22 protein-coding genes are annotated in these 22,738 nt (G+C 65.0%); 13 read left to right on the forward strand and 9 right to left on the reverse strand.

The genetic code is table 11. The features are described from left to right. Positions 1-32: 32 nt before the first annotated feature. The 10 genes from CIT40_RS12120 (at position 33) to CIT40_RS12165 (ending at position 10,805) form a co-directional block, all read left to right on the forward strand. On the forward strand, positions 33-872 hold the full coding sequence (locus CIT40_RS12120; protein WP_094896318.1) for an IclR family transcriptional regulator: 840 nt from the start codon (positions 33-35) through the stop codon (positions 870-872). Positions 873-981: 109 nt separating this feature from the next. Continuing rightward, a complete protein-coding gene (locus CIT40_RS12125) occupies positions 982-1,950 on the forward strand; it encodes a Bug family tripartite tricarboxylate transporter substrate binding protein (RefSeq protein WP_094896319.1) in 969 nt (322 codons plus the stop codon). Then, positions 1,947-2,432, forward strand: a complete 486-nt coding sequence (locus tag CIT40_RS12130) for a tripartite tricarboxylate transporter TctB family protein (protein WP_094896166.1) — start codon at positions 1,947-1,949, stop codon at positions 2,430-2,432. Before CIT40_RS12125 ends, CIT40_RS12130 begins: the two co-directional genes overlap by 4 nt. Further along, the gene (locus CIT40_RS12135) at positions 2,432-3,931 is read left to right on the forward strand and encodes a tripartite tricarboxylate transporter permease (RefSeq protein ID WP_094896167.1); all 1,500 of its coding nucleotides are present in this window, start codon (positions 2,432-2,434) and stop codon (positions 3,929-3,931) included. The genes CIT40_RS12130 and CIT40_RS12135 overlap by 1 nt, the downstream gene beginning before the upstream one ends. 53 nt (positions 3,932-3,984) lie before the next feature. After that, complete coding sequence (locus tag CIT40_RS12140) at positions 3,985-4,785, forward strand: NYN domain-containing protein (protein ID WP_094896168.1); 801 nt, start codon at positions 3,985-3,987, stop codon at positions 4,783-4,785. 85 nt (positions 4,786-4,870) lie between these two features. After that, complete coding sequence (locus tag CIT40_RS12145; RefSeq protein WP_094896169.1) at positions 4,871-6,673, forward strand: adenine deaminase C-terminal domain-containing protein; 1,803 nt, start codon at positions 4,871-4,873, stop codon at positions 6,671-6,673. 152 nt (positions 6,674-6,825) lie between these two features. After that, entirely contained in the window at positions 6,826-8,610 is a 1,785-nt protein-coding gene (gene gcl, locus CIT40_RS12150; protein ID WP_094896170.1) for a glyoxylate carboligase, read from the forward strand. Positions 8,611-8,622: 12 nt separating this feature from the next. After that, positions 8,623-9,408, forward strand: coding sequence for a hydroxypyruvate isomerase (gene hyi, locus CIT40_RS12155; RefSeq protein ID WP_094896171.1), 786 nt, complete (start codon positions 8,623-8,625; stop codon positions 9,406-9,408). Positions 9,409-9,420: 12 nt separating this feature from the next. Then, positions 9,421-10,308, forward strand: a complete 888-nt coding sequence (locus tag CIT40_RS12160; RefSeq protein ID WP_094896172.1) for a 2-hydroxy-3-oxopropionate reductase — start codon at positions 9,421-9,423, stop codon at positions 10,306-10,308. A 113-nt stretch (positions 10,309-10,421) separates the two neighbouring features. Further along, complete coding sequence (locus CIT40_RS12165) at positions 10,422-10,805, forward strand: DUF1236 domain-containing protein (protein WP_094896320.1); 384 nt, start codon at positions 10,422-10,424, stop codon at positions 10,803-10,805. A 42-nt stretch (positions 10,806-10,847) separates the two neighbouring features. Here CIT40_RS12165 and CIT40_RS12170 read toward each other — a convergent pair whose 3' ends face one another. The 3 genes from CIT40_RS12170 to CIT40_RS12180 form a co-directional block, all read right to left on the reverse strand. Next, a complete protein-coding gene (locus tag CIT40_RS12170) occupies positions 10,848-11,225 on the reverse strand; it encodes a VanZ family protein (RefSeq protein WP_094896173.1) in 378 nt (125 codons plus the stop codon). 77 nt (positions 11,226-11,302) lie between these two features. Further along, positions 11,303-11,899: a thiamine pyrophosphate-dependent enzyme gene (locus tag CIT40_RS12175; RefSeq protein WP_167443340.1), complete on the reverse strand. Its 597-nt coding sequence runs from the start codon at positions 11,897-11,899 to the stop codon at positions 11,303-11,305. A gap of 8 nt (positions 11,900-11,907) precedes the next feature. Continuing rightward, positions 11,908-12,462: a thiamine pyrophosphate-binding protein gene (locus CIT40_RS12180; protein ID WP_094896175.1), complete on the reverse strand. Its 555-nt coding sequence runs from the start codon at positions 12,460-12,462 to the stop codon at positions 11,908-11,910. Positions 12,463-12,703: 241 nt separating this feature from the next. Here CIT40_RS12180 and CIT40_RS12185 point away from each other — a divergent pair, with 241 nt between their 5' ends. Together CIT40_RS12185 and CIT40_RS12190 are read left to right on the forward strand one after the other, a co-directional pair. Then, positions 12,704-13,753 carry a hydroxyacid dehydrogenase gene (locus CIT40_RS12185; protein WP_094896176.1) on the forward strand — a complete coding sequence of 350 codons (1,050 nt, stop codon included), beginning with the start codon at positions 12,704-12,706 and terminating at the stop codon, positions 13,751-13,753. Between the two features lie 134 nt (positions 13,754-13,887). After that, positions 13,888-14,100: a hypothetical protein gene (locus CIT40_RS12190; protein WP_094896321.1), complete on the forward strand. Its 213-nt coding sequence runs from the start codon at positions 13,888-13,890 to the stop codon at positions 14,098-14,100. A 3-nt stretch (positions 14,101-14,103) separates the two neighbouring features. Here CIT40_RS12190 and CIT40_RS12195 read toward each other — a convergent pair whose 3' ends face one another. The 6 genes from CIT40_RS12195 to CIT40_RS12220 all read right to left on the reverse strand — a co-directional run bounded on the left by CIT40_RS12195 (position 14,104) and on the right by CIT40_RS12220 (position 21,469). Then, the gene (locus tag CIT40_RS12195; protein ID WP_162307459.1) at positions 14,104-14,679 is read right to left on the reverse strand and encodes a GNAT family N-acetyltransferase; all 576 of its coding nucleotides are present in this window, start codon (positions 14,677-14,679) and stop codon (positions 14,104-14,106) included. Between the two features lie 6 nt (positions 14,680-14,685). Further along, positions 14,686-17,043 (reverse strand): Orn/Lys/Arg family decarboxylase, encoded by a 2,358-nt coding sequence (locus tag CIT40_RS12200; protein ID WP_094896178.1) that lies wholly within the window; start codon positions 17,041-17,043, stop codon positions 14,686-14,688. 96 nt (positions 17,044-17,139) lie between these two features. Beyond that, a complete protein-coding gene (locus CIT40_RS12205; RefSeq protein ID WP_094896179.1) occupies positions 17,140-19,344 on the reverse strand; it encodes a xanthine dehydrogenase family protein molybdopterin-binding subunit in 2,205 nt (734 codons plus the stop codon). Positions 19,345-19,351: 7 nt separating this feature from the next. Further along, complete coding sequence (locus CIT40_RS12210) at positions 19,352-20,368, reverse strand: FAD binding domain-containing protein (protein ID WP_094896180.1); 1,017 nt, start codon at positions 20,366-20,368, stop codon at positions 19,352-19,354. Further along, positions 20,365-20,850 (reverse strand): (2Fe-2S)-binding protein, encoded by a 486-nt coding sequence (locus CIT40_RS12215; RefSeq protein WP_094896181.1) that lies wholly within the window; start codon positions 20,848-20,850, stop codon positions 20,365-20,367. The genes CIT40_RS12210 and CIT40_RS12215 overlap by 4 nt, the downstream gene beginning before the upstream one ends. Before the next feature lie 139 nt (positions 20,851-20,989). Then, entirely contained in the window at positions 20,990-21,469 is a 480-nt protein-coding gene (locus CIT40_RS12220) for an Lrp/AsnC family transcriptional regulator (RefSeq protein ID WP_162307460.1), read from the reverse strand. 145 nt (positions 21,470-21,614) lie between these two features. Here CIT40_RS12220 and ald point away from each other — a divergent pair, with 145 nt between their 5' ends. Continuing rightward, positions 21,615-22,730, forward strand: a complete 1,116-nt coding sequence (gene ald / locus CIT40_RS12225) for an alanine dehydrogenase (protein ID WP_094896183.1) — start codon at positions 21,615-21,617, stop codon at positions 22,728-22,730. The last annotated feature ends 8 nt before the right edge of the window (positions 22,731-22,738 follow it).

Here is a 22,738-nt window from a genome sequence, read left to right on the forward strand (position 1 = left end):
GGCCGGGATTTGCGCAGCAAGTGCAGGTCGCGATGAGCAAGACCATGATCCGGCGCAAATTGATCGAGCCCCGATCATCGGAGGCCGACAACGACACGCGCGACGGCGGCGTGCAGTCCGTCGATCGCGCGCTGTCGATCCTGGAAACGCTGGCCGAGGACGACGAAGGTTATCGGCTCAGCGATCTCGCGGTGCGCACCGGGCTGTCGGCCTCGACCGTGCACCGCCTGCTGGCAACGCTGGAGGGCCGCCGCTTCGTGCAGTTCGACCGCACGCAGTCCAAATGGCATGTCGGCTCGCGCGCCTTCACGGTGGGCGCGAGCTTTGCGCGGCGACGCAATTTCTCCACGCAGGCAATTCCTTACTTGCGCAAGTTGCGTGATCTCACCCGCGAGACCGCCAATCTCGCCGTGGTCGACGACGAGTTCATCATCGTGCTGACCCGCATGGAGAGCCGCGAGATCATGCGCTCGCTGACCCTGGTCGGTGGCCGTGTTCCCATGGTGACGTCGGGCGTCGGCAAGGCCGTGCTCGCAACCTATTCCGATGAGGACGTCGGCGCCGTCATCCGCCATCACGGCATGCCCCGGTTGACCGAGAAGTCGATCGTGCGGCCGAGCGACCTCTTCAAGGAGCTCGAAACAATCCGCAGGCAGGGTTTTGCGCTCGACGACGAAGAAGCCTGCATGGGGCTGCGCTGTGTTGCGGCGGTGGTCTACAACGACCGTGCCGATCCGCTCGCGGCGATTTCGGTCTCCGGCATGACCAGCCGGATGACCGACCAGCGGTTGCCTGAAATCGGGCAAATCGTCCGGGATGTCGCCGCCGAACTGACGGCCGCCCTTGGTGGGGTGAACCCGGTGCCCCACTGACCACGCGCGTCGTCCAGGGGATGTCGCTGGACAGGTCCGGCGTTTTGGTTGATATGCGACCAAACGACACAATGCGGCGAACGTCCGCATGAGCCTGGAGAACGTCCTCATGTTCCATTTTTCCGCGCGCCTTGCCGGCGCAGCCGTCGCGCTGACCCTTGCAGCGACGGCGCCCGCTTTTGCCCAGCAGCTCGAGCTCAAGCTGATGGCGCCGGCGGCTCCCGGCGGCGGCTGGGACCAGACCGCGCGCTCGATGCAGCAGGCGCTGGTCGCCGCGGGCGTCGCGCGCAGCGTGCAGGTCGTCAACGTTCCCGGCGCCGGCGGCAGCGTCGGCATCGCGCAGTTCGTCAACGGCGCCAAGGGCGACGGCAACCAGCTGATGGTCAACGGCTTCGTCATGGTCGGCGCGCTCGCCATGAACAAGTCGCCGGTGACGCTCGAGCAGGTGACGCCGATTGCGCGCCTGACCGAGGAAATCCAGGTGATCGTGGTGCCCGCGAATTCGCCGATCAAGACCGCGCAGGATCTGGCCGCCGCGGTGAAGGCCGATATCGCCAAGGTCACTTTCGCCGGCGGCTCGGCCGGTGGCGTCGACCACGTGATGGCGGCACTGTTCGCCGGCGCGGTCGGGGCCGACGCCAAGAAGATCAACTACATCCCGTTCTCCGGCGGCGGCGAGTCGCTGGCGGCCATCCTCGGCGGCAAGGTCACCGCGGGTATTTCGGGCTTGAGCGAATATGACGGCCAGATCAAGTCCGGCAAGCTGCGCGCGATCGGTGTGACCTCGGAGAAACGCATCCCGGGCAGCGACATTCCGACCTTCAAGGAGCAGGGAATCGACCTCGTGATCGCCAACTGGCGTTCGGTGGTGGCGCCTCCCGGCATCACGCCCGAGCAGAAGAAGACGCTGAGCGATGCGGTCGAGAAGATGGTGAAGTCGGACGCCTGGAAGGAGATCCTCAAGCAGAAGGGCTGGGAAGACGCCTATCTCGGCGGTGACGCCTTCGCCGACTTCCTGAAGAAGGAAACCGTGCGCGTCACCGACGTGCTGAAATCGGTCGGCCTCGTCAAGTCATGAGCTCAGGCGATCCCGTCCAGCCACCGCGGCGCGTCGATCGCGCCGGCATCGTCATCGCTGCACTGCTCGCAGGCCTCGCCGCCGTGCTGGTCTTCGACGCGCGCGGCCTGTCATCCACCACGATGTATGGGATGGGGCCGGAGGCGATGCCGGTCGTGGTCGCCTGTGGTCTTGCGCTGCTCGCGATCGGGAATTTCGTCGACGCGTTGCGCGGCAATCTGCCGGCGCGCGAGAGCGCCGATCCTGTGCCGGTGGTCCTGATCCTCATCGGCCTTGCGCTGCTGATCGCCATCATCGGCTTCGGCGGCGGCTTCATCCTGGCGACCTCGGCGCTGTTCGTGACGACGTCGGCCGCCTTCGGCCGCCGAGCCATTCTCGTCGACAGCGTCATAGCCCTCGTGATGTCGACCCTGATCTATCTCGCGTTCGACCGGCTGCTCACGCTCAGCCTTCCGACCGGCCCGCTGGAGCGATTGCTGTGATGGACACCTTTGCCGCGCTGGCCCACGGCATGGCGGTCGCCGTCCAGCCGATGAATCTGCTTTACGCGCTGATCGGTGTGTTCCTCGGCACCGCCGTGGGCGTGCTGCCTGGCATCGGCCCGGCGCTGACGGTCGCGCTGCTGCTGCCCGTGACCTACAAGCTCGACCCCGGCGGTTCGCTGATCATGTTCGCCGGCATCTATTATGGCGGCATGTATGGCGGCTCCACCACCGCGATCCTGATCAACACGCCCGGCGAGAGCGCCTCGATGGCGACCGCGCTCGAAGGCAACAAGATGGCCAAGGCCGGCCGCGGCGGGCCTGCGCTTGCGACCTCCGCGATCGGCTCCTTTGTCGCCGGCACCATTGCTACGATTGGCTTGGCCTTCCTCGCGCCGTGGCTGGTCGATTTCGCCGTGCGCTTCGGCCCTGAGGATTATTTCGCGCTGATGTGCGTTGCCTTCGTCACGGTGTCGGCGACCTTCGGCGATTCCCCGGTTCGCGGCCTGACCAGCCTGTTCATCGGCCTCACGCTCGGTCTCGTCGGAATCGACAAGCTGACTGGCCAGGCGCGGCTTGCGTTCGGCGTTCCTGAACTGCTCGACGGCGTCGAGGTGACGACGCTTGCGGTCGGCCTGTTCGCGGTGGGCGAGGCGCTCTATGTCGCGTCGCGCCGCCACCACAGCGAGGAGAAGCTCGAGCCGGTGCGCGGCTCGCTGTGGATGACAAAGGAAGACTGGAAGCGGTCGTGGAAGCCATGGCTTCGCGGCACGATGTTCGGCTTTCCGATCGGCGCGCTGCCCGCGGGCGGCGCGGAGATCCCGACTTTCCTGTCCTATTCGACCGAGAAGCGTCTGACAAAGTATCCCGAGGAATTTGGCAAGGGGGCGATCGAAGGCGTCGCAGGACCGGAAGCCGCCAACAACGCCTCGGCCGCCGGCACGCTGGTGCCGCTCTTGACGCTGGGACTGCCGACCTCGGCGACGGCCGCGATGATGCTGGCGGGCTTCCAGCAATACGGCCTCAACCCGGGGCCGCTGCTGTTCGCCGAGCGGCCGGACCTCGTGTGGGGCCTGATCGCGAGCCTGTTCATCGCCAATTGCATGCTGCTGGTGCTCAATCTGCCGCTGGTCGGCCTGTGGGTGCGGCTGCTGGCAATCCCGCAGCCATGGCTCTATGCCGGCATCCTCGTGTTCGCGACCATGGGCACCATCGCCGCCAAGCCGTCTGTGGTCGAATTGTCGATGCTGGCCGGCTTCGGCGTGCTTGGTTTCCTGATGCGTCGGTTCGACTTTCCGATCGCGCCCGTCGTGGTCGGCCTGATCCTCGGCCCGATCGCCGAGAGCCAGTTGCGCAGAGCACTCGCCATCAGCCTCGGCGATCCCATGACGCTGCTGCAGAGCCCGATCTCGGCGACGCTGCTCGGCCTTGCGCTGGTTGCGTTGCTGGCTCCATTCGTGCTGAAGGGGATGGGACGCTTCAAGGCGACCGAGGACTAGCCGTCTTCGCGCCCACGTCGTCCAATGCTGCGTCCATCTCTTGGGGATACGCCATGCCGTCAGAACTTCGTTCGCCCCGTCTCGCCGTCCTGATCGACGCCGACAATGCGTCGGCGAAAATCGCCGATGGATTGTTCGAGGAGATCGCCAAGATCGGCGAGGCCAGCGTTCGCCGTATCTACGGCGACTTCTCCAATGCGCGATCCAGGGGCTGGGCCGACATCCTGTCGAAACACGCCATCATCCCGCAGCAGCAGTTCGCCTATACGACGGGAAAGAACGCCTCCGACATCACGCTGGTCATCGACGCGATGGACCTGCTGCACAGTGGCCGCTTCGATGGCTTCTGCCTGGTGTCTTCCGACAGCGACTTCACCCGGCTTGCCGCTCGCATCCGGGAGCAGGGCGTCGATGTCTTCGGGTTCGGCGAGCAGAAGACGCCGGAAAGCTTCCGGCAGGCCTGCCGGAGGTTCGTCTACACCGAGAATTTGCTCGCCGTCCCCGCGAGCACCCAGGATGCTGCCTTGAGGTCGCCACTGCTTCAACCCCCTGACGCAGCCATCTCCATGATCAAGAAGGTCATCGCCCAGATGGAAAGCGAAGACGGATGGGTTTCTCTCGGAGAGGTCGGAAAAGGACTTACCAACCTCGCCCCCGATTTCGATTCGAGAACCTACGGCTCCCGCAAGCTGAGCGATCTTGTGCGAAAGACGAATTCGTTCGAAATCGATGAATCCAACGGCCGGTCGCTGCGCATACGGGTCAAGCCCATTGCCGCGCCGTCGCCAAGACGGCGGAACCCGCGCAGACCCGCAAAGTCGGTCACGGCGGGCGGCCCGGCGCCCAAGGCCTGAGCAGGGCGTGCCGCTATATTTGTGCTTGCCCGGTTTGGCGCACGGCGTAACCATCGCAGGGCCGTAACGCCACGCGAGGGTCCCGATGACCAGACTCACCCGCTTCGCCGTCGCCCCGCTACATGCGATGACCCGGCGCCTGGCCGATGTCGCCTCGGCGCGCCTCGCTCCGGATCTCGTCATCACAGGTGCGCGGGTGCTCTCGACCTATTCGGAGCGCATCCATGCGGACCGCGAGGTCTGGATCACCGGCGGGCGCATCGCGGCAGTGAAGCCGGCCGGAGCGGCAAAGAAGGTCTGGAGTGATGTCGCGACTTACGACACGGCAGGCGGAATCATCGCGCCGGGCCTGGTCGATCCGCACATCCACATCGAATCCTCGATGGTGACGGCCTGCGCCTATGCGGAGGCGGCGCTGCTGAACGGAACCACAACGATCTTCTGCGACAGCCACGAGATCGGCAACGTCATGGACGTCGCCGGCGTCGAGGCGATGCTGGAGGACGCCCGCGAAGCGCCGCTCTCGATCTTCTTGACGGTGCCGAGCACGGTGCCGGCAACGTCGGCCGAGTTGGAAACAGCCGGCGGCGATCTCACGCCGGACAAGATTGCCGGCCTGTTCGATCGCTGGCCCGAGGCGGTCGCGCTCGGCGAGAAGATGGACTTTGTCCCGGTCACGATGGGCGACGAGCGCAGCCATGCCATCCTCGCGGCCGCCTTGAAGCGTGGCCGTCCCGTCTCTGGCCACGTTTACGGCCGCGAATTCGTCGCGGCCTATGCGGCATCCGGCGTCACCGACACGCATGAAGCGATCGACCGCGACATCGCCGACGACCTGCTCGATGCCGGCGTCTGGGTGTTTCTGCGCGGTGGTCCGCCGACGACGCCCTGGCATTCGCTGCCGCAGGCGATCCGCGCTGTCACCGAGCTCGGCGCCTCGCACAAGCGTACCGCCGTGTGCACCGATGACCGCGATGCCGATGATCTGCTGTTGTTCGGCCTCGACTGGGTGGTGCGCGAGGCCGTGAAGGCGGGGATGTCGCCGGAGCAGGCCTGGTCCATGGGCTCGCTGCATGGCGCCACGCGCTTCGGCATGGACGGCGACGTCGGCGGGCTCGGCGGCGGCCGCCGTGCCGATCTGGTGCTGATGGACGATCAACTCAAGCCGCAATGCACCTGGTATGGCGGCGAACTCGTGGTCGAGCGCGGCAAGATCACGCCGCGGCTGGATCAGGCGCTCTCGCAGCGCTATCAATATCCGAAGGCAGCCTATGCGACCGTCAAGCTTCCGGAGAAGGTCAGGCTTACGCCGGAGCTGCCGGCGAAGGCCTGCACCGTCAACGCGATCAAGACCGCGTTGCCGGGCATCACGCTGATCCATAAGAAGGTCGCGATCGAGGCCGCCAAGGATTGGCCGTCATTGTTCGCGCGCTACGGCCTCTGCTTCGTTACGGTCGTCGAGCGCCACGGCAAATCCGCCGGAAATGTTGCCCATGGCCTGCTCAAGGACTTTGGCCTGAAGCGCGGCGCGGTTGCCTCCAGCGTCGGGCACGACAGCCACAACATCATCGTCGCCGGCACCAACGAGACCGATATGCAAGTCGCGGTCGCCGCCATCAAGGACCAGCAGGGCGGCGTCTGCGTCGTCGCCGACGGCAAGGTGAGGGCGCTGGTTCCGCTGCCGATCGCGGGTCTGCTCTCCGACAAGCGCGTCACGGAGGTCGCCGAAGACGTAAGGGCGCTGAAGAAGGAATGGGCGGAGGCCGGCTGCACCATTCCCTACATGGGCTTCAATCTGATTCCCCTATCGGTCATTCCGGAAATCCGCATCACCGACAAGGGCCTCGTGCTGGTGCCGCAGATGGAGCTGGCACCGCTGTTCGAGTGAGGCGCTTTCACGCATTTCTTCATCTAACCGATTGAGGCTGCCGCAATTTTTCTGCGGCTGCCGCATCGTGGAAAATAAAATCGATCTCGTTGAGATCGCGTCCTGCACGCCCGATGATCCCGCTCGCTGACGCAACTCGAGCGAGGTCCGATATGGCGAAGATGCGAGCTATCGATGCTGCCGTGCGAATTCTGGAGAAGGAAGGCATCTCCACCGCCTTCGGCGTTCCCGGGGCCGCGATCAATCCGCTTTACTCGGCGCTGAAGAAGCGCGGCTCGATCCGGCACATCCTGGCGCGCCACGTCGAGGGCGCCTCGCACATGGCCGAGGGCTATACGCGCGCCAGGGCCGGCAATATCGGCGTCTGCATCGGAACCTCCGGACCGGCCGGCACCGACATGATCACCGGGCTTTATTCCGCGATCGCCGATTCCATTCCGATCCTCTGCATCACCGGGCAGGCGCCGCGCGCGCGGCTCTACAAGGAGGATTTCCAGGCGGTCGACATCGAGTCGATCGCAAAGCCCGTGACGAAATGGGCCGTCACCGTACGCGAGCCGGCGCTGGTGCCGCGCGTGTTCAGCCAAGCGTTTCACGTGATGCGCTCGGGCCGGCCGGGGCCGGTGTTGATCGACATGCCGCTCGACGTGCAACTGGCCGAGATCGAGTTCGACGACGAGACCTATGAGCCGCTGCCCGTCTACAAGCCGACTGCTACGCGAAAACAGGTCGAGAGGGCGCTGGAGATGCTCAACGCCGCCGAGCGTCCGCTGATCGTCGCGGGCGGCGGCATCATCAATGCCGATGCTTCGGACCTGCTGGTCGAATTCGCCGAGATCGCCAACGTACCCGTGGTGCCGACGCTGATGGGGTGGGGCGCAATCCCCGACGATCACGTGCTGATGGCCGGCATGGTCGGCCTTCAGACCAGCCACCGCTACGGCAACGCCACCATGCTCGAATCCGACTTCGTGCTCGGCATCGGCAACCGCTGGGCCAACCGCCACACCGGCTCGGTCGAGACCTACACCAAGGGCCGCACCTTCGTGCATGTCGACATCGAGCCGACCCAGATCGGGCGCGTGTTCAATCCCGATCTCGGCATCGTCTCGGACGCCAAGGCCGCGCTCGAGCTGTTCGTCACCGTCGCCAGGGAGTGGCGTCGGTCAGGCAGGCTCCGCGAGCGCCAGGCGTGGCCCGCGTCCTGCCGCGATCGCAAGAAGACGATGCTGCGCAAGAGTCATTTCGACAACGTCCCGATCAAGCCGCAGCGCGTCTACGAGGAAATGACCAAGGCCTTTGGTCGCGACACCTGCTACGTCACCGTGATCGGCCTGTCGCAGATCGCCGGCGCGCAGTTCCTCGGCGTCTATCGCCCACGTAACTGGATCAATGCCGGTCAGGCGGGGCCGCTCGGCTGGACGCTGCCGGCAGCGCTCGGCGTGCGTGCCGCGTGCCCGGATCGCGACATCGTCGCGCTCTCCGGCGACTACGACTTCCAGTTTCTGATCGAGGAGCTCGCGGTCGGGGCGCAGTTCAACCTGCCCTACATCCACGTCGTCGTGAACAATTCCTATCTCGGCCTGATCCGCCAGGCCCAGCGCGGCTTCGACATGGACTATCACGTCCAGCTCTCTTTCGAGAACGTCAATGCGCCGGAGCTCAATGGATACGGCGTCGACCACGTCGCGGTCGCCGAGGGCCTCGGCTGCAAGGCGATCCGCGTCACCGATCCCAAGGACGCGCAGGCTGCGTTCGCGACCGCGCGCGAATTGATGGCCAAGCACCGCGTACCCGTGGTGGTCGAGTTCATTCTCGAACGCGTCACCAACATCGCGATGGGCACCGAGATCGACAACATCGTCGAGTTCGAGGAGGTGCTGGATCTGCCACTCGACGAGGTCGGCACCACACGCGTGCTGCAGCCGGCGGAATAGGGGAGAAGCATCATGCCGAAATTCGCCGCCAACCTCACCATGCTCTTCAACGAGATGCCGTTCCTCGACCGCTTCGCTGCTGCGAAGGCAGCAGGCTTCTCCGGGGTCGAGTATCTCTTCCCCTATGATTTCGAGAAGGCACTGCTGCGCGAGCAACTCGAGGCCCACGGGCTGACGCAAGTGCTGCACAATCTGCCGGCCGGAAACTGGGCAGGGGGCGAGCGCGGTATCGCGATCCTGCCCGATCGCACCGCCGAATTCCGCGATGGCGTGTTCCGCGCCATCGACTATGCCAGGGCGATCGACTGCGAGCAGCTCAACTGCCTCGTGGGCATCGCGCCACATGACGCCGATCCGCGCGAGCTTCAGGAGACGCTGGTGGGAAATCTGCGCTTTGCGGCCTCGACGCTGGCGCGCGAGAACATCAAGCTGCTGGTCGAGCCGATCAACACGCTCGACATTCCCGGCTTCTTCCTCAACGGCACCGAGCGGGCGATTCAGCTGATCTCCGAGGTGCGGTCGAACAATCTGTTCGTCCAGTACGATATCTATCACATGCAGATCATGGAGGGCGATCTCGCCCGCACCATGCAGGAATATCTGCCGCAGATCGCCCACATCCAGCTCGCCGACAATCCCGGCCGGCACGAGCCGGGCACAGGCGAGATCAACTATCCCTTCCTGTTCCGCCACCTCGACGCGATCGGTTATCGCGGCTGGATCGGCTGCGAATACAAGCCGCGCACCACGACGCTGGAGGGGCTTTCGTGGCACGCCGCGCAGACGTTCGAGACTTGAGGAAAATTAGACATGATCGACATCGGCTTCATCGGACTTGGCACCATGGGACGGCCGATGGCCGGCCATCTCCTTGACGCAGGCCATCGTGTTCTCCTGCATGACGTCGCGCCCGTCGCGCCGGAGCTGATCGCGGCCGGCGGCATCGCCTGCAAGACGAGCAAGCAGGTCGCCGAGGAGGCGGATGCCGTCATCATCATGGTGCCGGATACACCGCATGTGGAGGCCGTGCTGTTCGGCAAGGACGGCGTCGCGAGCGGCATCTCCAAGGGCAAGATCGTCGTCGACATGAGCTCGATCTCGCCGCTGGCGACCAAGGAGTTCGCCAGGAAGATCGAGGCGCTCGGAGCGGACTATCTCGACGCGCCGGTGTCGGGCGGGGAGGTCGGCGCCAAGGCGGCGAGCCTCACCATCATGGTCGGCGGGCCGGAGCGGGCGTTCAACACCATGAAGCCGGTCTTCGACAAGATGGGCAAGAACGTCACCCGCGTCGGCGCCAATGGCGACGGGCAGACGACGAAGGTCGCCAACCAGATCATCGTCGCGTTGACGATCGAGGCGGTAAGCGAGGCGCTGTTGTTCGCATCGAAAGCCGGGGCCGATCCTGCGCTGGTGCGCAAGGCGCTGATGGGCGGCTTTGCCTCCTCGCGCATCCTCGAAGTGCACGGCGAGCGCATGGTGAAGCGCAATTTCGATCCCGGCTTCCGCATCGAACTGCATCAGAAGGATCTCAATCTGGCGCTCGAAGGCGCTCGCTCGCTCGGCCTGTCGTTGCCGAGCACGGCGCTGGCGCAGCAATTGTTCTCGGCCTGCACTGCCCATGGCGGCAAGGGCTGGGATCATTCCGCGATGGTGCGGGCCCTGGAACTGATGGCGGGCCACGAGATCGCGCCAGCCTGAACTGTTACGTCGTAACACTCTCCAGCTTTGCTGCTCCTTCGGCACGCGGGAACCGGAACAATGCTCCGGTCTCGCGGTTGAAGGCGCAGGACAATCACTGGAGATACAACAACATGAAAACCCGTCTTGCGATTTCGTTGGCTGCCGCGTCGCTGCTGGCGTCGAGTGCGGCCTTTGCTCAGTCGACGACCGAACAGGGCGCCAGGGACGGCGCACGTGCGGGTGGCGATATTGGCGGACCGATCGGCGCGATGGTGGGCGGCACCGTTGGTGCGGCCGTCGGCGCCGGCCTTGAGATCCCCAATGCAATTCTTGGCGGCATCCCGCGGAGCGACTCTGTCGTGGTGGAGGAGCGCGTCGTGGTGGGCGAGCCGCTGCCGGCGACCGTGGTGCTCCGTCCCGTGCCGAACTACACCGAGTATCGCTATGCCGTGGTGAACGATCGCCGCGTGATCGTCGAGCCGCGCACGCGTCGCGTGGTCAAGATCATCGACTGATCCGAGCCGACCACCGGCGAGGAGAACAGGGCCCTGCGGAGGTTACTCCGCGGGGCCTTCGCTTGTTGCAGAGGCGTTTGGGCGAAAGCGTGTCATCACCCAATCGGTGACCGCCGCGAGCGCGAAGCCGAGGCAGGCCGTGAGCGCGTCGACCAGAAAATCCTCCAGCCGGGCGTGGCGTCCGGGTGCCCAAAATTGCATCAGCTCGAGCACGCCAATCAGGACGACCGCCGCCCCCGCAACCAGCAGGCGCCGCCGTGGGTAGGCCAGGCCGAAGGCCAGTCCCACCAGGATGAAGGCGAGCGCATGCTCGCCGTCCTGGCCGAGGTCGGAATGGGGCCGCAAGCCGGGGGGACCGAGGGTCGCGAAGGTAACGGCAGCTGCGAGCAGCCAGGCAATGGATCTAACCAAAATAGACATGCATTGCGCTTAGCACGGATCGGCAGCGGACCGGTACCGTCCTTCCATCAGATCGCCGTGTAGTTAATGTCGAAAAGTTAAAGCGGCTCGCGCGCGCCGATCCCGTGCATGAAGCGTTCCCGGATCTGCACGGGATCGCGCCTCGTGGCGCCGACGCCGGGCTTGTCGTCGATGCGGACTGCGATCAGGCTCGGCTCGCTGGCGGACATCGCCGCGTCGACCAGACGCTCGAAATCCTCCTCGTCCGCGGCCCAGGAACTGTTGGCAAGGCCTGAGCCTGTGGCGATGGCAACGATGTCGGCGACGCTGGCCGCGGGCGTCGGCTGGGCGCCCGTAATCTGGTAGATGCCGTTGTCCATCACGACCATGACGAGGTTCTTCGGCTTCAATGTCGCGATCGTCGAGAGCGCGCCGAGCTGCATCAACAGCGAGCCGTCGCCTTCGAGCGCGAAGACGCGGCGGTCGGGCTGCGCCAGCGCCACGCCGAGCGCGATCGGGAAGGCGAGGCCCATGCTGCCCAGCATGTAGAAATTCTGCGGACGGTGGCCGGCCGCCCAGAGGTCGAAATTGGTGTTGCCGATGCCGCCGATTACGGCTTCCTCGTGCTTGAGCTTTCCGACCAGGCGCGAGGTCACGTCGAACCGGTTCATCACCTTGGTATTGCCAATGTTCATGGCGAGGCTCACTTGTCGAATACCTTGCCGCCCGTGAGCAGCGGGTTGAGGATCAGCGCCACGGGCGCCTGCGTGGTGACGGCCTGCTTGATCGAGCGGTCGACGATGAACTCGAGCTCGTCGAGCCGGGTGATGGTGTGGTGCTCCAGCGCCAGCGAATCCAGCACCGGCCGCATGGTGCGGCAGACCAGCGACTGGCCGTAGTTGAATTCGCCGAGCGTGCCGCGCTCGGACACGAACATGATCAGCGGGATCTGGTAGGGCACCGCGAGCGAGGCGAGCACGTTGGCGAGCGTGGCAAAGCCGGAGGTTTGCATCAACACCGCGCCGCGCCGCCCACCCATCCAGGCGCCTGACACGATGCCGACCGCTTCCTCCTCTCGGGCAGTGGCGAAGGTGGTGAAGAAGGGATCGGCGTGCAGGTTCTTGATCAAGGGTGTCAGCACCCGGTCGGGCACGTAGGGGACGAGGCTGATCTCGTTCCGCTTCAGGGTTTGCAGGACGATGCCATGCCAGCTGTTGTCGCCCGCCGCCGGCGTCGTCTGCTGTTCCGCAATCGCCATCGCGTCCTCCCTTCAGCCGCGCATGCTTCTTGGTTCTGGCCGTCGCGCGGCCGGCAGAACTTGACGGAGCGGGCGGGATTGTCAACATGTCCGGGCCGCACCGTGATCTGCGCGGAACGGCCTGTCGTGGCCGGCGCCGCCATGTCATAAGCGGCGACAACGAGAAACGGGAGGGAGGCACGGACGGGGGCGCGCAACGCGCTGACCTTGCGGAGCCCCTCGAAAGAGCGGAAGGGTCCTGATGTCCGTCAACAGCAAGCGCGTCTTCTACGTCAAATATTTGGCCAATCCGATCTATATCGACATCCTGAAAGCGCGGCCCGACGTCCGGCTCGATCGTATCGAGAACGAGAGTCCCGAAGATTTCTACGCGCCGATCCTGAGCGCGGCGCACGTCTACCAGATCGGCGCCGCCCGGGACGAACTCGCCCCGCATTTCCATGTCGATGCCGCCTTGCTGAAGCGTACGCCGAACCTGCTGCTGGTCTCCAGCAATGGCGCGGGCTTCGATCCGGTCGATGTCGAGGCCTGCACCGATGCGGGCGTGCTGGTCGTCAACCAGTCCGGCGGCAATGCCCATTCGGTCGCCGAGCACGCGCTGGCGATGATGCTGACCTTGTCCAAGCGCATCATCCAGTCCGACCGCCGCCTGCGCCGCGAACGCGACGTCAACCGTAACGACCTGGTCGGCAACGAGGTCGAGCACAAAACGGTGGGCATCATCGGCCTCGGCAATGTCGGTCGCCGCATCGCCGCGCTGTGCAAGGGCCTGCTCGGCATGAAGGTGCTGGCCTACGACCCGTATTTGTCGGCCGAAGTGATGGCCGAGCGGGGCGGCGAGAAGGTCGAGCTCGACGAGCTGTTGCGCCGTGCCGATTTCGTCTCGATCTCCTGCCCGCTCGACAAGGGCAGCCGCAACATGATCAGCACGCGCGAGTTCGCGCTGATGCAGCCGCATGCGTATTTCATCACCACGGCGCGCGGCTTCATCCACGACGAGGATGCGCTGCTCCAGGCCTTGCGCGACAAGCGTATCGCGGGTGCCGGCCTCGACGTCTGGTCCAAGGAACCGCCGCCGCCGGATCATCCGCTGCTCCAGTTCGACAACGTGCTGGCAAGCCCTCATACCGCGGGGGTGACGATCGAGGCGCGCCAGAACATGGGCCGCATCGCCGCCGAGCAGGTGCTGGACACGCTCGACGGCAAGCGCCCGCCGCGCATCATCAATCCCGAGGTTTGGCCGCGCTATGCGGAGCGCTTCAAGCAGGCGTTCGGCGTGATGCCGGGCTGAAGGCAGCAAGGTTGCCGTGAGGGGAGAGCGGGCGGGCGGCGGGAACCTTGCCGGTCCTTGATCCGCGTCAAAATCTACCTCCCCGGGCCGGCTTAAATGGGACTAGAGTGCTGTCGGGGCAGCAGGGAGGTCCCATGTCAACCTATGTCGTCAAATTCATGAAGAACGTGCTCGGCGAGTACGGTCGGCAGAGCGAGATTTGCCAGGGTACCCTGGAGATCGACGCCGCCGATGAGGACGAGGCCAGGGAGCGGGCGAAGGCCAGGTTCTGCAAGGACCAGGCCCTGCATCACTGGTCGCTGCATGCCGACCGCATTCATGTGAAACCGGCCGACTTTCCGTCCTGAAGTCTAGCGGCCCGGCGCCGCGACGGGCGGAGGCGCCGTCGATCCGGCGCCGAGCGAGCGTTGCACCATGACGGTGTCGGACCAGCGGCCATGGCGATAGGCCACGCCGCAGAGCAGTCCGGCGCGCGAAAAGCCGAACCGCTCGTGCAGCGCCAGCGAGGGCGCGTTGTCGGCATCGATATAGCCGATCATCTGACGGAAGCCGGCAGCTGCACAAGCATCGATCAATTCCTGCAGCAGCAACCGTCCGACCCCGCGGCCAAGCTGTTCGTGATGGACGTAGATCGAATGCTTGGCTGTGTAGCGATAGGCCGGACGCTTGCGGAACAGCACCGCGTAGGCATAGCCGACCACTTCGCCGCGAAAGGTCGCAACCAGATGCGGCAGGCGGGTCTGCTTGAGATTCCTGCGCCGGTCGCGCAGATCGTCCGGCTCGGGCGCGCCTGACCCCACGATGTCGCGCGGCACGCCGTTGCGGACGTGATGGCGGTAGATCGCCAGCATTGCCTCGATATCGTTCTCGCGCGAGGGACGGACCCAAACCTGTTCGTCGCTTGCGTGCGCAGCTGTCTCGGCCATCGGCACCTACTCGGCAACGACGTAAGTATAGAGCCCGATACGGCCCTGGGCATCGATCTCCTTGTAGACGCCCTGGATTTCCACATCGAAGCCTGGAAAATTGTTGAAGCAGGCTTCGAACATCTTGAGATAGTCCACCATGGGCTTCGCCCGTTCCGTCAGGCGCTCGCCGGGCACGATGGTGGCGATGCCGGGCGGATAGACCACGAAGGGCGTGGTCGCGATGCGGCCCGCGATCGCCTCGATCGGGAGGTAGTCGACATCGTTCTTGAACAGATGGCGGGCGGCGTCGCGAGGCGACATCGCGATCTCCGGCATGTGCTCCGGCATGAACTGTCGCGCCTGCAGCGCGCTGACATCGGCGGCGCGGAAGAAGCGGTGCATCTCGCCGCAGAGGTCGCGCAGCCGCAGGCCCGCATAGCGCGCCTGCCGCCGCTGGTAGAACTCCGGAATGACGTCGGCCAGCAGCGCGTTGTCGTCGTGCAGCCTCTTGAACGCGACGAGGCCCGAGATCAGCGTGCCGGCCTTGCTCGCCTCGACGCCGGGGGTGAGCAGGAAGAGCAGGGAGTTGAGGTCGTTCTTCTCGGGGACGATGCGGTTCTCGCGCAGATATTGCGCCACGACGGGGGCGGGGATGCCGTGCTCGGCATAGGCGCCGGTGGTGCGGTCGAAGCCGGGCGTCAGCAGCGTCAGCTTGTTCGGATCGGTCATGGCGAAGCCTTCCGTGAGGTCGGGAAAGCCATGCCAATTGGTATCGGGCGAGAGCTGCCACAGCGCGGCATTGGTGGCGAGCTCATCGGTGGAGAGGCTTTCCCAGGCGACGTTGTGCGCGGCGCCGGGGCGGCCGACATCGGGAATGGCGACGCGGTCGGGAACGAAGGGTTCGAAGAACCAGCGCCGGTCCGGGTTCTGCTCCTTCTCCTCGAACTCCCGGCGCATCGCGCGGATCTTCTTGCGAAGCTCGATGCCGAGGCGGATCGTGTCGTCCCACAGCACTTCGCCGGAGCGGCCCTTCATCATCTGGGCGCCGACGTCGAGCGAGGCGAACAGCGGATAGAACGGTGACGTGGAGGCGTGCTGCATGAAGCTCTCGTTGAAGCGGCGGTGCTCGACGCGCCGCTTCTGGCCGCGGATATGGCGGTCCTTGATATGAATCTGCGAGGCCTGCGAAAAGCTCGCAAGCTGCTTGTGGGTCGACTGCGTCGCGATGATGCCCGGTGCGTCCGGAGGAAGGTTCGAAAGCCCCATGGCGAAGCGGCCGGCATAAAGCGGGTGGAATTTCATGAAACCGGCCCAGGCCTCGTCGAACAGAATGTATTCGCAGAGATGGCCGATGCGCTTCAGGATCATCTCGGCGCTGTGGATCGTGCCGTCATAGGTGCACTGCTCGACCACGGCGACGCGGAATGGCCGCTCCTTGCGCCAGGCCTCCTTGTCGGTGACCAGCGGGTGGTTGCGGATCGCCTCACGCAGGGATTTCTCGTCGAGCACGTCCCAGCGCATCGGGCCGATCAGGCCCCAGGAATTGCGGATGGTCGGCACGTAGATCGGTACGCCACCGTTGATCATCAGGGCACCGTGATGGGCAGCCTTGTGATTGTTGCGGTCGAACAGCACGAGGTCGCCGTCGGTGACGAGGGCGCCGAGCGCGACCTTGTTCGAGGTCGAGGTACCATTGAGCACGAAATAGGTCTTCTCCGCGCCGAAAATCTGCGCGGCTTCCTTCTGTGCCTTAAGGGCAGGGCCCTCATGGGTGAGGAGGTCACCGAGATCGAGCACGGAATTGTCGAGATCGTCGCGGAACACGGATTCGCCGAGATGCTCGACGAAGACCCGGCCGATCGGGCTGCGATTGTAGAACACGCCGCCGTTGTGGCCCGGGCAGGTCCAGAGCTGGTTGCCCTCCTCGGCATAATCGACCAGCGCGCCGAAGAACGGCGTCTTCAGCGTTTCGGCATATTGCTTGAGCCGGCTGATCAGATTCTTGGCGATGAAGGGCGGGGTTTCCTCGGAGAGGAAGACATAGCCGTCGATGAAGTCGAGCACCTCGACGGGCAGGTCCTCGAAGCGCTTGCGCCGGATCAGGAGGATGATCGGGAAGTCGAGGCCGCGGCGCCGCATCAGGTTGATCAGGGCCGACGTCTTGCCCTCCAGCCCCTTCTTGCCCCAGTCCACCACCATGCAGCCGATCGCGGCATCGGTCTGCACCGCCATCTCGGCGTCCTCCAGCTTGCGGGCCCGGACCACCTCGAAACCGGAGCGCTGGATCTCCTCGATGATCTGGTTGAAGCGCATGCCCTCGAGGTCATCGGTATCGAACGCGGGTGCGGCGAACAGGAAGTTGAAGCGCTTGAAATAGTCCATGGTCTGTCCCGAATGTGCAGAAGATAAAGCTCTGTGCACATTCGATGACACCTGGATGACAGGCCCCGAGTGCCGCGGCGAGATTGGCCTGCCTCTTCACTCCAGCAGCTTGTCCAGCGTAATCGGGAAGCGCCGGATGCGCTTTCCGGTCGCATGATAGACCGCATTCGCGATCGCTGCAGGCACGCCGACGATGCCTATCTCTCCGATACCTTTGATGCCCAGCCTATTGATGCGTTCGTCTGGTTCGTCGACGAAAATGACGTCAATGTCGTGAATGTCGGCATTCACTGGAATGTGGTACTCGGCGATGTTCGCATTCATGATGCGGCCGAAACGGTGATCCATCACCGTCTCCTCGTGCAGCGCCATCCCGATTCCCCAGACCACGCCGCCCATGATCTGGCTGCGGCCCGTCTTGGTGTTCAGGATGCGCCCGGCCGCGATGGCGCTCACGATTCGGGTGACGCGGATCACGCCGAGCTCCTCATCGACCTTCACTTCGGCGAAGACCGCAGAATGGGTGTTGCGGGCGTGTGATTTATCGTCCGCGAACTCGTTGAGCTTCTCCTTCTCGATCCGTTCGATCTTGCTGTGGCGCATGACATCCGCAATCGAGACCGCGGCGCCCTTCTCGGCGCGGCTGGCGACCATGCCGTCAGCCAGCGCAACATCGGCGGCGTCGAGCCCGGCGAGCGGCGAGCCCGGCATCGCCTTGGCGAGACGTGCCAGCTCCCCGCGAATGTCTTCGGCGGCTCCCAACACCGCATGCGCGCTGGATGCGGCCATCCAGGAACCGCCCTCGACGGGGGCTTGGGGCAAGGTCGAATCGGCAAGCCGCACGCTGATGTTCTCGATCGGCAACCCGAGCGCATCGGCCGCCACCTGCGCCACGATGGTGTATGTGCCGGTCCCGATGTCGGACGCGGCGCAGGAGACTTCGGCATGGCCGTTTGCCGTCAGTACGATACGGGCGGCAACAGGCATCTGCAGCGCTTCCCAAACCCCCGTCGCCATGCCCCAGCCTATCAGATCCTTGCCATCGCGCATCGAGCGGGGTGTGGGATCGCGGCGAGTCCAGCCGAAAGCTTCCGCGCCGCGGGCGTAGCATTCGCGCAGCTGCTTGCTGGTGTAGGGCAGGTCTTCGCTCTGGTCGCGGTCCGAATAGCACTTCAGCCGCAGCCCGACCGGATCGAGCTCGAGCGCGACCGCCAATTCGTCCATGGCGCATTCGAGCGCACAGACGCCCGTTGCTGCGCCCGGTGCCCGCATGTCGCAGGGCGTCGAAACGTCGAGGTGCACGAGCTTGTGGGAGGAACGGCTGTTGGGGCTGCTGTAGAGCTGCTCCGCCCAGCCCGTATCGTTGCGCGAGAAATCCTCATAGCGCGAGGTCACTGCAATCGCTTCGTGCGTGACCACATCAAGCGTGCCGTCCGGCCTTGCCCCGAGCGCAACGCGCTCGATGGTCATGGGACGATAGCCCAGGCCGTACATCTGCTGCCGCGTCAGCACGACGCGGACGGATCGCTTCAATGCGAGCGCGGCTAGCGTCGCTAGCACGACCTGATACTGCGGCCGCAAGCCTGAGCCGAACGCCCCGCCGACATAGGGCGAGATCACGCGGATCTCGTCCGGCTTCTTTCCGAAGACGCTGCAGAGGAATTTCTGGACGTTCTGGACGCCTTGCGTCTTGTCATGGACCGCGAGCCTGCCGCTGTCGTCCCAGACGACGGTTGTTGCGAAGAGCTCCATCGGATTGTGATGCTCGCTCGGAAGCACGTAGTCAGCTTCATGCCGGACGGCCGCACGCGTCATTGCTGCTGCGGCATCGCCACGCGGCTTATGCGGCGGTTCCACTTCGGTAGCATTATCCCGTTCGGATTCGAGGTCAGTCGCAAAAGCCTCCTCCTCATATTCTACGGAGACGCGGGTTGCTGCGAATCTGGCGGTCTCCCAGTCCTCGGCCACGACCAGCGCGATCGGCTGACCGTTGAACTTGATCCTGTCGTCATAGAGCGGGCGGAAGGTCGAGCCCTTCTCCGGCGCCACCTCGTCCTTCCAGGCGTCGTCCTTGTCCGCGAGGGGAGGACGGTTGGCGTGCGTGAGCACGTCGAGAACTCCGGCGACTTTCAGCGCCTCGTGAGTGTCGATCCGCACGATGCGACCGCGCGGTATGGTGGCCTCGACCACGAAGCCATGGACCAGGCCGTTGGCGCCGAATTCGCCGGCGTACTTTGCTGCTCCGGTGACCTTGGCCCGGCCGTCGACGCGCGACGTTGGTGTTCCGACATAGGCGTTCATCCGGCCCTCATGCGATCTTCTTGTGAGCTTGTGATTGCGGCGTGGCGCTCGCGGCCTGCATCAGCGTTCGCACGATGGCGCGACGGGCCAGCTCGATCTTGAATCCATTGTGGGATTGGGCAGTCGCGCCCTGCAGCAGCAGATCGGCGGCGTGTCCGAAATGGTCCGGTGTCGCCGCCTTGCCCTGCAATGCTGCTTCGGCTTCGAGGCTTCGCCAGGGCTTGTGAGCCACACCGCCGAGTGCCAGGCGCGCTGCGCTGATCGCGTTGCCCTCCAGCTCGAGCGCGGCTGCAACCGAGACCAGGGCAAAGGCGTAGGACAACCGGTCGCGGATTTTGAGATAGCTGAAGTTCCGGGCAAAGCCCTGCGGCGGCAGCTCAATAGCTGTAATGATCTCGCCGCTGCCGAGATTCGTATCGAGATGAGGCTTATCGTCCGGAAGCCGGTGGAAATCCGCCAACGCGATGGTGCGTTGGCCCGAGGGGCCAGCGATGAGTACCAGCGCGCCGAGCGCGGCCAGCGCCACGCTCATGTCGGATGGATTCGTCGCGATGCAGGATTTGCTGGTGCCGAGGATTGCGTGGTTGCGATTGAGGCCATCGATTGCCGAGCAGCCCGTGCCAGGGCTTCGCTTGTTGCAAGGGGTCGTGGTGTCATAGAAGTAGGAGCAGCGCGTTCGTTGCATCAGATTGCCGCCGACCGAGGCCATGTTGCGCAGTTGCGCGGAGGCGCCGGCCAGGATGGCGCTGGCGAGGAGGGGATAGCGCTGCTCGATCAAGGGGTGGTAAGCGAGGTCCGAATTCGGCACCAGGGCTCCGATGCGCAGACCGCCGCCGGTGGTCTCATCGATGTCGCGGAGCGGCAGGTGGGAGATGTCGATGAGCCTTGAGGGCCGTTCGACATTCTCCTTCATCAGATCGATCAGGTTGGTGCCGCCGGCAATCAACTTCGCGCCGGGATCGGCGGTGAGCAGGCGAATGGCGTCGGCAAGGTCGCTTGCGCGCGAATAATCGAAATTGTTCATGGCCGGCTCATTGCCTGCTCGATCGCAGCCACGATGTTGGGATAGGCGCCACAGCGGCAGAGGTTTCCGCTCATGAGCTCCCGGATCTCGTCGGCATCTCGCGCACGGCCTTCGGCTAACAGGCCGGCGGCCGAGCAAATCTGTCCCGGCGTGCAATAGCCGCACTGAAAGGCATCGTGGTCGATGAAGGCCTGCTGCAGCGGATGCAACGTGCCATCCTTGGCCAAGCCTTCGATCGTCGTGATCTCGGCGCCATCCTTCATGACCGCGAGGGTCAGGCAGGAATTGACCCGTCTTCCGTCGACCAGCACGGTGCAGGCGCCGCATTGGCCGTGATCGCAGCCCTTCTTGGTGCCGGTCAGCTCCAGGCGGTCACGCAGCATATCGAGGAGCGTGGTCCACGGCACGACCTCGAGCGCGCGCCTTTCGCCGTTGACGACGAGGTTGATCGGAATGCGTTCGGGGATCGTCGTGTCGGCCATATTCTATTTCCTTGCGGAAGGGCCGGGCTGGGCGAATTTGTGGGAGTGACGCAAGAATGCGCTGCCGCCGCTGGCCGATAGCGCCCAACGGATGACGCGGTGCTTGGTTCCAGATCGATTTTTCGTCCAGATGGCGAGGTCAGAGCTTGGCTTGGCCGAACACCACCGTCGGCACCGCGCGGTTGACGATTTCGCGCAGGGCGAAGCTCGATTGCACGCGCGCGACACGCGGCAGGCGGGACAGCTCGGTGCGGTGGATGCGCTCGAAATCCTGGATGTCGCGGGCCAGCACGATCAGGATGTAGTCATCGGTGCCCGACATCAGGAAGCAACGCACGACGGAAGGGCATTTCACCACCTCCGCCTCGAACGCCTTCAATGCGTCGTCGCTCTGGCTCTCCAGCGCGATGCGAACCAGCACGGTGGTGGTGAGGCCGAACTGCGAGAGATCGAGTGCGGCCTGGTAGGCCTGGATGTAGCCGTCGTCCTCCAGTGCCTTCTGCCGCCGCGCCAGCGCCGTGCTTGATAACCCGACCTTGGTGGCGAGCTCGGTGTGGCTGGCGCGCGCATTGGTCGTGAGTTCCGCGAGGATCGCGAGGTCTTTCCGGTCGAGGGCCAAGGTTTCGTTTCCAGCGTGAAAGGGCGGCTTGGCGCCGGAAACCGGCGCGGGCTTGCCGAAACTAGCGGATATTTGCACGAAACCAAACCGGCCTCGTCGCTACGATGAGAAACAGAATCAAGGCGTTGGCAAAGGAGCCTGGGAGATGCGCGTCGGTGTGCCCAAGGAGATCAAGGTGCAGGAATATCGCGTCGGGCTCACCCCGGGCGCGGTCCGTGAATATGTCGCGGCCGGGCACGACGTCACGGTCGAGACCGGCGCCGGCGGTGGCATCGGCGCCTCCGACGAGGTGTACGAGCGGGCAGGGGCTACGATTGCCGGAAGTGCCCGCGACATCTTTGCCAGGTCCGACATGATCGTGAAGGTGAAGGAGCCGCAGAAGAGCGAATGGGCCCAGCTCCGGGAAGGCCAGATCCTGTTTACTTACCTTCATCTTGCGCCGGATCCGGAGCAGGCCAGGGGCCTGCTTGCCTCCGGTTGCACCGCGATCGCCTATGAAACCGTCACGGACGCGAGCGGTCAGCTCCCGCTGCTTGCGCCGATGAGCGAAGTCGCCGGCCGCCTCGCCATCGAGGCCGCCGGCGCCGCGCTCAGGCGGTCGGCCGGCGGCCGCGGGCTGCTGCTCGGCGGAGTGCCCGGCGTGCAGCCGGCGCGCGTCGTCGTGCTTGGCGGCGGCGTGGTGGGGACGCAAGCGGCGCGCATGGCCGCAGGTCTCGGTGCCGAAATCAGCGTGATCGACCGTTCCATCCCGCGCTTGCGCGAGCTGGACGATCTTTTTGCCGGACGAGTGCGCACCCGCTTCTCGACCATCGAATCTGTTGAGGACGAAGTGTTTGCCGCCGACGTCGTGATCGGTGCGGTGCTGGTGCCGGGCGCCAGCGCGCCGAAGCTGGTGACTCGCGCGATGCTGAAGTCAATGCGGCCGGGCGCTGTGCTCGTCGACGTCGCGATCGACCAGGGCGGCTGCTTCGAGACTTCGCACGCGACCACGCATACCGAGCCGACATACGAGGTCGATGGCGTCGTCCATTATTGCGTCGCCAATATGCCAGGCGCGGTGCCGGTGACGTCGAGCCAGGCGCTGAACAATGCGACGCTGCCGTTCGGCCTGATGCTCGCCAGCAAGGGCTTTGCCGCGGTGCTGGAAAACCCGCATTTGCGCAACGGGCTGAACGTGCATCGTGGGCGCATCACCAACAAGGCGGTGGCGGAGAGTCTCGGGCTGGAGTTTGCGCCGGTAGGGAATGGGCTGGCGGCGTAGAATGCCGC

This window comes from Bradyrhizobium amphicarpaeae, from assembly GCF_002266435.3.
GTDB classification, from domain to species: domain Bacteria; phylum Pseudomonadota; class Alphaproteobacteria; order Rhizobiales; family Xanthobacteraceae; genus Bradyrhizobium; species Bradyrhizobium amphicarpaeae.

Excerpts from the sequence above, each read along its gene's own strand:
- gcl (WP_094896170.1), top strand. The coding sequence starts at position 6,826 with ATGGCGAAGATGCGAGCTATCGATGCTGCCGTGCGAATTCTGGAGAAG.
- CIT40_RS12165 (WP_094896320.1), top strand. The coding sequence starts at position 10,422 with ATGAAAACCCGTCTTGCGATTTCGTTGGCTGCCGCGTCGCTGCTGGCG.
- CIT40_RS12205 (WP_094896179.1), bottom strand. The coding sequence starts at position 19,344 with ATGAACGCCTATGTCGGAACACCAACGTCGCGCGTCGACGGCCGGGCC.
- ald (WP_094896183.1), top strand. The coding sequence starts at position 21,615 with ATGCGCGTCGGTGTGCCCAAGGAGATCAAGGTGCAGGAATATCGCGTC.
- CIT40_RS12215 (WP_094896181.1), bottom strand. The coding sequence starts at position 20,850 with ATGGCCGACACGACGATCCCCGAACGCATTCCGATCAACCTCGTCGTC.
- CIT40_RS12170 (WP_094896173.1), bottom strand. The coding sequence starts at position 11,225 with ATGTCTATTTTGGTTAGATCCATTGCCTGGCTGCTCGCAGCTGCCGTT.
- CIT40_RS12130 (WP_094896166.1), top strand. The coding sequence starts at position 1,947 with ATGAGCTCAGGCGATCCCGTCCAGCCACCGCGGCGCGTCGATCGCGCC.
- hyi (WP_094896171.1), top strand. The coding sequence starts at position 8,623 with ATGCCGAAATTCGCCGCCAACCTCACCATGCTCTTCAACGAGATGCCG.
- CIT40_RS12125 (WP_094896319.1), top strand. The coding sequence starts at position 982 with ATGTTCCATTTTTCCGCGCGCCTTGCCGGCGCAGCCGTCGCGCTGACC.
- CIT40_RS12190 (WP_094896321.1), top strand. The coding sequence starts at position 13,888 with ATGTCAACCTATGTCGTCAAATTCATGAAGAACGTGCTCGGCGAGTAC.
- CIT40_RS12200 (WP_094896178.1), bottom strand. The coding sequence starts at position 17,043 with ATGGACTATTTCAAGCGCTTCAACTTCCTGTTCGCCGCACCCGCGTTC.
- CIT40_RS12185 (WP_094896176.1), top strand. The coding sequence starts at position 12,704 with ATGTCCGTCAACAGCAAGCGCGTCTTCTACGTCAAATATTTGGCCAAT.
- CIT40_RS12135 (WP_094896167.1), top strand. The coding sequence starts at position 2,432 with ATGGACACCTTTGCCGCGCTGGCCCACGGCATGGCGGTCGCCGTCCAG.
- CIT40_RS12210 (WP_094896180.1), bottom strand. The coding sequence starts at position 20,368 with ATGAACAATTTCGATTATTCGCGCGCAAGCGACCTTGCCGACGCCATT.
- CIT40_RS12145 (WP_094896169.1), top strand. The coding sequence starts at position 4,871 with ATGACCAGACTCACCCGCTTCGCCGTCGCCCCGCTACATGCGATGACC.
- CIT40_RS12140 (WP_094896168.1), top strand. The coding sequence starts at position 3,985 with ATGCCGTCAGAACTTCGTTCGCCCCGTCTCGCCGTCCTGATCGACGCC.
- CIT40_RS12195 (WP_162307459.1), bottom strand. The coding sequence starts at position 14,679 with ATGGCCGAGACAGCTGCGCACGCAAGCGACGAACAGGTTTGGGTCCGT.
- CIT40_RS12160 (WP_094896172.1), top strand. The coding sequence starts at position 9,421 with ATGATCGACATCGGCTTCATCGGACTTGGCACCATGGGACGGCCGATG.
- CIT40_RS12175 (WP_167443340.1), bottom strand. The coding sequence starts at position 11,899 with ATGAACATTGGCAATACCAAGGTGATGAACCGGTTCGACGTGACCTCG.
- CIT40_RS12120 (WP_094896318.1), top strand. The coding sequence starts at position 33 with ATGAGCAAGACCATGATCCGGCGCAAATTGATCGAGCCCCGATCATCG.
- CIT40_RS12180 (WP_094896175.1), bottom strand. The coding sequence starts at position 12,462 with ATGGCGATTGCGGAACAGCAGACGACGCCGGCGGCGGGCGACAACAGC.